This is a genomic window from Cupriavidus basilensis (assembly GCF_000876015.1).
GTDB classification, from domain to species: Bacteria; Pseudomonadota; Gammaproteobacteria; order Burkholderiales; family Burkholderiaceae; genus Cupriavidus; species Cupriavidus basilensis_B.
On record NZ_BBQM01000002.1, the window covers coordinates 125,142 to 131,870 of the forward strand.

A 6,729-nucleotide genomic window follows, 5' to 3' on the forward strand; every position below is an offset into this window, starting at 1 on the left:
TGGCCCCTGCGCGCGGACGCCAGGCTGTTACACTAGCGGTCTTTCCTCCAAAGAAGCGGGGGCAGTCGCCTCGCTTCGCCGGCCGTGTTGGCCGGTTTTCGGTTTTCTCACTCACGTCGCCCCCGCGATTGGCGCACCGCGTGCGCAAAGGGCGGCCGAAGCGTCAATTCATGTCTTTTTCCGAACTTGGCTTGTCCGACAAGCTCCTGCGTGCAGTGGCCGAACAGGGCTATACCACGCCGACCCCGATTCAAGCGCAGGCCATCCCCGCCATCCTCAAGGGCGGCGACCTGCTCGCCGGCGCGCAGACCGGCACCGGCAAGACGGCCGGCTTCACGCTGCCGCTGCTGCAACTGCTGTCCGAATCCCCGGCCAGCCGCGAACCCGCGCGCGGCCAGCGCCTGCCGGTGCGCGCCCTGGTCCTCACGCCCACCCGCGAACTGGCGGCGCAGGTCGAGGAAAGCGTGCGCAACTACGGCAAGTACCTCAAGCTGCGCTCGATGGTGATGTTCGGCGGCGTCGGCATCAACCCGCAGATCGAGCAGCTCAAGCGCGGCGTCGACATCGTGGTGGCCACGCCCGGCCGCCTGCTGGATCACCTGTCCCAGCGCACCATCGATCTCTCGCACGTGGAAATCCTGGTGCTGGACGAAGCCGACCGCATGCTCGACATGGGCTTCATCCACGACATCCGCAAGATCCTCAACGTGCTGCCGCCGAAGCGCCAGAACCTGCTGTTCTCGGCCACCTTCTCGGACGAGATCCGCGGCCTGGCCGACCGGCTGCTCGACAACCCCGCCTCGATCGAGGTGGCGCGCCGCAACACCACGGCCGAAACGGTGGCGCAGCGCGTCTACCCGGTGGACCGCGAGCGCAAGCGCGAACTGCTGGCCCATCTCGTGCGCGAGAACGACTGGCACCAGGTGCTGGTGTTTACGCGCACCAAGCATGGCGCCAACCGCCTGGCCGAGCAGCTCGACAAGGACGGCCTGTCGGCGCTGGCGATCCACGGCAACAAGAGCCAGTCCGCGCGCACGCGCGCGCTGACCGAGTTCAAGGCCGGCACGCTGCGCCTGCTGGTGGCCACCGACATCGCCGCGCGCGGCATCGACATCGACCAGCTTCCCCACGTGGTCAACTACGACCTGCCCAACGTGCCCGAAGACTACGTGCACCGGATCGGCCGCACCGGCCGCGCCGGCGCCGAGGGCGAGGCGATCTCGCTGGTGTGCGTGGACGAGGCCGGCCTGCTGCGCGACATCGAGCGCCTGATCAAGCGCCAGATCGAAAAGACCGTGCTGCCGGGCTTCGAGGTCGATCCGTCGATCCCGCCCGAGCCGATCCAGAAGGGCCGGCAGGCCCGCGGCCAGGGCAATGGCGGCGGTGGCGGTGGTGGCCGTGGCCGCGCCCCGGCCCCCGCGGGCGGCGGCCAGCCGCGCGCGCGCGCGCCCGAAGGCGGCGAGCGCCAGCAGCGTCCGGCCCGCGCGCCGCAAGGCCGCGGCACCGCCGCGCCGGCCGGCGCCGAAGGCCAGCGCCGCGCGCCGCAGCCGCAGGGCCAGCGTCCCGCGCAGGGTGGCGGCCGTCCGGCGCAGGCCGGCCAGGGCGCGCCGCGCAACGGCCAGGCCAACGGCAACCGCGCCGCCGGCAATGGCAATGGTGGTGGTAACGGCAACGGCGGTGGCCGCGGCGGCAACGGTGGCGGCGACGTCAACGGCAACGTCGCGCAGCCGCGCGGCGGCCAGGGCCGCCGTCCGGCGCCGCAAGCCGCGCTGCTGGGCGGCCAGCGCAAGACCGGCCGCTGATTCCCCTACGGCGGCCGCGCATCATGTCCAGCTCAGGCTTCGATCTTCCGGGTACGGGCGATGGCGTCGATGATGGCGGCGTGCCCTACGCCGGCCTGACGCCGGACCTGCTGCTCGACGCGCTGGAAGCCGCCGGCTTCCAGCCGGACGGCCGCCTGCTGGCGCTCAACAGCTACGAGAACCGGGTCTGGCAGGTCGGCATCGAAGACAGCGCGCCGGTGGTGGCCAAGTTCTACCGGCCCGGCCGCTGGAGCGACGCCGCCATCCTGGAGGAACACGCGTTCGTGCAGCAACTGGCCGACGCCGAGATCCCGGCGGTGCCGGCCATCGCGCGCGACGGCCGCACGCTGCTGGCGCACGCGGGCTTCCGCTTCGCGGTGTTCCCGCGCTGCGGCGGGCGCGAGCCCGAGCTCGACCGCGCCGACACGCTGACCTGGCTCGGCCGCTTCATCGGCCGCATCCACGCGGTCGGCGCCACGCGGCCCTACGTCGCGCGCCCGGCCATCGACGTGGACACGTTCGGCGTGGCCCCGCGCGACTGGCTGCTGGCGCACGACTGCATTCCGCACGACCTGCGCCCGGCCTGGGAAGCGGTGGCGGCGCTCGCCATCGACGGCGCGCGCCGCTGCTACGAGCGCGCCGGCGAACTGCCGCTGCTGCGCCTGCATGGCGACTGCCATCGCGGCAACGTGCTGTGGATAGAGGCATCGCAGGCCGGCGCGCGTCCGCCCGGCCCGCACTTCGTCGACTTCGACGACAGCCGCATGGGCCCGGCCGTGCAGGATCTGTGGATGCTGCTCGAAGGCGACCGCGCCGCGATGCAGCGCCAGATGGCCGACATCCTGGCCGGCTACGAGGACTTCGCGGAATTCCATCCGCGCCAGCTCCACCTGATCGAGGCGCTGCGCACGCTGCGCCTGCTGCACTACAGCGCGTGGCTGGCCAGCCGCTGGCGCGACCCGGCCTTCCCCGCGGCCTTTCCGTGGTTCGGCACGGCGCGCTACTGGCAGGACCGCATCCTCGAACTGCGCGAGCAGGTCGCGCTGATGGACGAGCCGCCGCTCTGGCCGGCATGAAGCCCGGCCGGACCCGGACATCAGCCCGGGCACAAGCGCGGCCTAAAGCAAGCGGCGCGGACCGCGCAGGCCTTACTTCTTGTCCTGCGCCTTGACCAGCACCACCGGGCACGGCGCATGCGCCAGCACCCGACCCGCCACCGAGCCGATCACCGCGTCGAAGAACGAGCCGCGCCCGTGCGTGCCCATGACGATGCCCTGCGCGTCCACGCTGGTGGCATAGGCCACGATGCGCTCCGGCGCGAAGCCGTGCAGCGCGTGGCGCTCGAAGGCGACGCCGCCCGCGGCGAGAATGTCCGACACCGACTTCATGGCCTTGTCGCTTTCCTCCTGATGCCAGGCGTCGATGGTTTCCTTGCTGACGAAGGCGCGTACCTGTCCGGTGACTTCCGGCGTCACGTGCACCACGTGCACGGTGAAGCCGCTCTGCAGCAGGCGGCCTTCGATGATGAAGCGCGCGGCGGCATCGGCAAAGGGCGAACCATCGGTGGCAAGCACGATATTGGTCATGGGGCGATCTCCTGATTGAGCAACGGTTGTCCTGGCGTGGCTGCGCCCCGGGGTGCAGGCCGGGACGGCGTGCGGACAGCCGGGGGCGGCCATTGCGGGCAATGATGGCACCGATGGCAGGCGCCTGCCAGGATCCAGATCAAGTTATGTCGATTTCGGCACTCGCCGCCGGCGGGTTTTTTTATTTCACGATGACTCCAGCACCGAAATTCGCTGGCCTACGCCCCAGTTCGATACAGCAGGTTTATCAATAACTTAGGCGAGTTCAACATATGCCGGTGCTTTCCGAAATCTGACCTGACTTCCAGCCGCCTGACTCCTATCCGGCCCTTGGAATCCGGGTCTTTCCGAGGAGTCATCATGGCTAAGATCAAACTCACTAAGTCCGCTGTCGACGCGGCACAACCCCAGGCAGAGGCTGTCGAACTTCGGGACACGCTGGTTCCCGGCTTCCTGTGCAAGATTACCCCGGCGGGTCGCAAGGTGTTCATGCTCCAGTACCGGACGAACGCCGGCGAGCGCCGCAAGCCGTCGCTAGGGTTGTACGGGGAACTCACCGTCGAACAGGCGCGGTCGCTGGCGCAGGAGTGGCTGGCCCAGGTCCGTCGGGGCGGCGATCCCGCCGCAGAGAAAGCGGAGGCGCGCCAGGCCCCCACGGTCGAGGAGCTATGCACGAAGTTCATGGAGGACTACTCCAAGAAGCGCAACAAGCTCAGCACTCAGGCCGGCTATCAGGCCGTCATCAATCGCAACATCATCCCGCTGCTAGGCCGCAAGAAAGTTCAGGACGTGAAGCGTCCTGACATCGCCGGGTTGATGGAAAAGCTTTCGTACAAGCAGACCGAGGCGAACAAGGTCTTCAGCGTCCTGCGCAAGATGTTCAACATGGCCGAGGTTTGGGGCTATCGGCCCGACGGCACCAACCCGTGCCGTCACGTCCCGATGTTCCCTGCCGGCAAATCCACCCACCTCATCAGCGATGAAGAAATGGGCAGCTTGTTTCGGCAGCTCGACAAGATCGAGTCGGATGGGCTGGAAAGCTACGTCATCCCTTTGGGAATCCGCCTGCAATTCGAGTTTGCTGGTCGCCGCTCCGAAATCATCGCGCTGGAATGGGACTGGGTTGACCTGCAGAACCGGCGCGTCGTCTGGCCCGACAGCAAGACCGGCGGCATGTCCAAGCCCATGAGCGAGGAAGCCTACCAGCTACTCTCGACGGCACCTCGGCAGCCGGGCAGCCGCTACGTGCTGCCTTCTCCGAGCCACCCTGGCAAGCATCTGACTACGGGCGAGTATTACGGCGGCTGGAGCCGTGCACTCAAGGCGGCTGGCGCCACGCACGTGGGCACGCACGGCATTCGCCACCGTTCGGCGACCGACATTGCCAATTCGGGCATCCCGGTCAAGGTCGGCATGGCGCTGACGGCGCACAAGACCGTTGTGATGTTCATGCGCTACGTCCACACGGAGGACAAGCCGGTGCGAGACGCGGCCGAACTGGTGGCGAATCGTCGCAAGACGATCACCGGGATGCAACGAGCCAAAGAGGTGGTGGCATGACCCGGCGCAAGGCATCCATCGCGTCGCCAGCAGCGCCGGTAGCGTTGCTGGGCGACATTCGGGCACTGATCGAGGCGTCGCACCAGCGCGCCGCCTCGGCGGTCAATGCCGAGCTGACCCTGCTGTTCTGGCGCATCGGCCAACGTATCCATACGGAAGTGCTGGCTGGGCAGCGGGCCGGGTACGGCGAGGAAATCCTGCCGACCCTGGCTGAGCAGCTTGCCCGTGACTATGGGCGTGGATTCGGGGAGAAGAATCTGCGCCGGATGGTCAAGTTCGCCGCCACTTTCCCAGAGGAACCAATTGTCGCGACACTGTCGCGACAATTGAGCTGGTCGCATTTCGTCCTGCTGCTGGCGCTCAAGGAACCGATGCAGCGGGATTACTATGCGCAGATGGCCGGCGTCGAACGCTGGAGTGTTCGAACACTGCGCGAGCGCATCGACTCGATGCTGTACGAGCGCACGGCGCTATCTAAGAAACCCGACGAGACAATTGCGCAAGAGTTGGCGACCCTGCGCGATGCGCAGCGCATGTCGCCGGCGCTGGTCATGCGCGACCCATACATCCTCGACTTCCTGGGCCTGCGCGACACCTGGCAGGAAGGCGACCTGGAGACGGCGATCATCCGCGAAATGGAATCCTTCCTGCTGGAGTTGGGCGCGGGCTTCTCCTTCGTCGCCCGTCAGAAGCGCATCCAGATCGACGACGAGGATTTCCACCTCGACCTGCTGTTCTACAACCGCAAGCTGCGGCGGATGGTGGCGGTGGAGCTGAAGATCGGCGAGTTCAAGGCCGCGTACAAGGGACAGATGGAGCTTTACCTACGCTGGCTCGACAAGCACGAACGCGAGCCGGAGGAGGCCTCCCCACTGGGGATCATTCTCTGCACCGGCAAGAAGCGTGAGCAGATCGAGTTGCTGGAGTTGGACAAGTCCGGCATCCATGTTGCTGAGTACCTGACCACTTTGCCGCCGCGTGCGGTGCTGGGTGAACGGTTGCAGCAGGCGGCCGCACGTGCGCGTGTCCAGATCGAGCAGCACGAAGAGAACCCAAAAAAATGCCGAATTTGACGCCGTGGGAGGTTGTCGGCGAACTGGAAGCATTCCTTACGGAGCGTCCATTTGGGCTTCGACGGTGCCCCCCCACTCTATGGAATTTGGTCATAGCCAAAGGCGCATGCCGCGAGCTTCCGGGTGACTTGATACTCTTCACCAGAATACTGGCGGATGCGCCCGCGCTCCGAAATCAAGTGCAAGTTCTTCCTCGCACGCGATCCGATGACATAAAGCAATTTCATCGCGCTTTCTTGTCCGTTCGGGTCATTGAAGTGCGGCACCATGTCTTCCAACAAGGCGTAGGCGATCACTGCGTCAAACTCTGCCCCTTTCACGCCATGGATTGTTGAAATGGTTATGCCAGTCCGGCTCTGAAATACCTTTCTGAATGTCTCGATGTCTCCGATGAATTCGCTGCCTTCGCTCTTCAGCCGATCAATTCTCGCTTGTGAGCTATCGAAAAACGCTGTGTGATGTTCTTGAAGTAGCGAGAAAAGACGAAAATCAATCGACAAGTTGACAAACAGCGTTTCAAAGAATGTGCGGAGATAGGCGAGCCCATCCGCTTCGTCGATCTTGATCGTATTGCATTCCCTTAACAGGGATTTTCGCGTGAGCTTCGACACGCTCGCCCCAGCCGCCTCTAGGTCATTCAAGATATCCCCCGCCCAACGGAGTCTGCGCACATACATTCCCGGCGACGCCTGGGTCAGCGCAATCTTC

At 66.0% G+C, this 6,729-nt stretch carries 6 protein-coding genes; 4 read left to right on the forward strand and 2 right to left on the reverse strand.

Annotated elements, in window-relative coordinates; all coding sequences use genetic code 11:
- Positions 1–170: 170 nt before the first annotated feature.
- Together KF708C_RS01490 and KF708C_RS01495 are read left to right on the forward strand one after the other, a co-directional pair.
- Positions 171–1,802 carry a DEAD/DEAH box helicase gene (locus KF708C_RS01490; RefSeq protein WP_059410504.1) on the forward strand — a complete coding sequence of 544 codons (1,632 nt, stop codon included), beginning with the start codon at positions 171–173 and terminating at the stop codon, positions 1,800–1,802.
- A 23-nt stretch (positions 1,803–1,825) separates the two neighbouring features.
- Positions 1,826–2,878 (forward strand): serine/threonine protein kinase, encoded by a 1,053-nt coding sequence (locus tag KF708C_RS01495; RefSeq protein ID WP_020205198.1) that lies wholly within the window; start codon positions 1,826–1,828, stop codon positions 2,876–2,878.
- A gap of 72 nt (positions 2,879–2,950) precedes the next feature.
- On the opposite strand, the gene KF708C_RS01500 is transcribed toward KF708C_RS01495, so the two are convergent.
- Positions 2,951–3,388 (reverse strand): universal stress protein, encoded by a 438-nt coding sequence (locus tag KF708C_RS01500; protein WP_059410505.1) that lies wholly within the window; start codon positions 3,386–3,388, stop codon positions 2,951–2,953.
- 360 nt (positions 3,389–3,748) lie between these two features.
- Between KF708C_RS01500 and KF708C_RS01505 the strand changes: the two genes are divergently transcribed.
- Both KF708C_RS01505 and KF708C_RS01510 read left to right on the forward strand, forming a co-directional pair.
- Positions 3,749–4,948 carry a tyrosine-type recombinase/integrase gene (locus KF708C_RS01505; protein WP_059410506.1) on the forward strand — a complete coding sequence of 400 codons (1,200 nt, stop codon included), beginning with the start codon at positions 3,749–3,751 and terminating at the stop codon, positions 4,946–4,948.
- The gene (locus KF708C_RS01510; protein WP_059410507.1) at positions 4,945–6,021 is read left to right on the forward strand and encodes a PDDEXK nuclease domain-containing protein; all 1,077 of its coding nucleotides are present in this window, start codon (positions 4,945–4,947) and stop codon (positions 6,019–6,021) included. The genes KF708C_RS01505 and KF708C_RS01510 overlap by 4 nt, the downstream gene beginning before the upstream one ends.
- A gap of 77 nt (positions 6,022–6,098) precedes the next feature.
- Here the strand turns inward: KF708C_RS01510 and KF708C_RS01515 are convergent.
- A partial coding sequence (locus KF708C_RS01515; RefSeq protein WP_304524107.1) for a 3'-5' exonuclease occupies positions 6,099–6,729 on the reverse strand: 631 nt, incomplete at its 5' end.

Coding starts and splice junctions, on each gene's coding strand:
- KF708C_RS01490 (WP_059410504.1), top strand. CDS start 171: ATGTCTTTTTCCGAACTTGGCTTGTCCGACAAGCTCCTGCGTGCAGTG.
- KF708C_RS01495 (WP_020205198.1), top strand. CDS start 1,826: ATGTCCAGCTCAGGCTTCGATCTTCCGGGTACGGGCGATGGCGTCGAT.
- KF708C_RS01500 (WP_059410505.1), bottom strand. CDS start 3,388: ATGACCAATATCGTGCTTGCCACCGATGGTTCGCCCTTTGCCGATGCC.
- KF708C_RS01505 (WP_059410506.1), top strand. CDS start 3,749: ATGGCTAAGATCAAACTCACTAAGTCCGCTGTCGACGCGGCACAACCC.
- KF708C_RS01510 (WP_059410507.1), top strand. CDS start 4,945: ATGACCCGGCGCAAGGCATCCATCGCGTCGCCAGCAGCGCCGGTAGCG.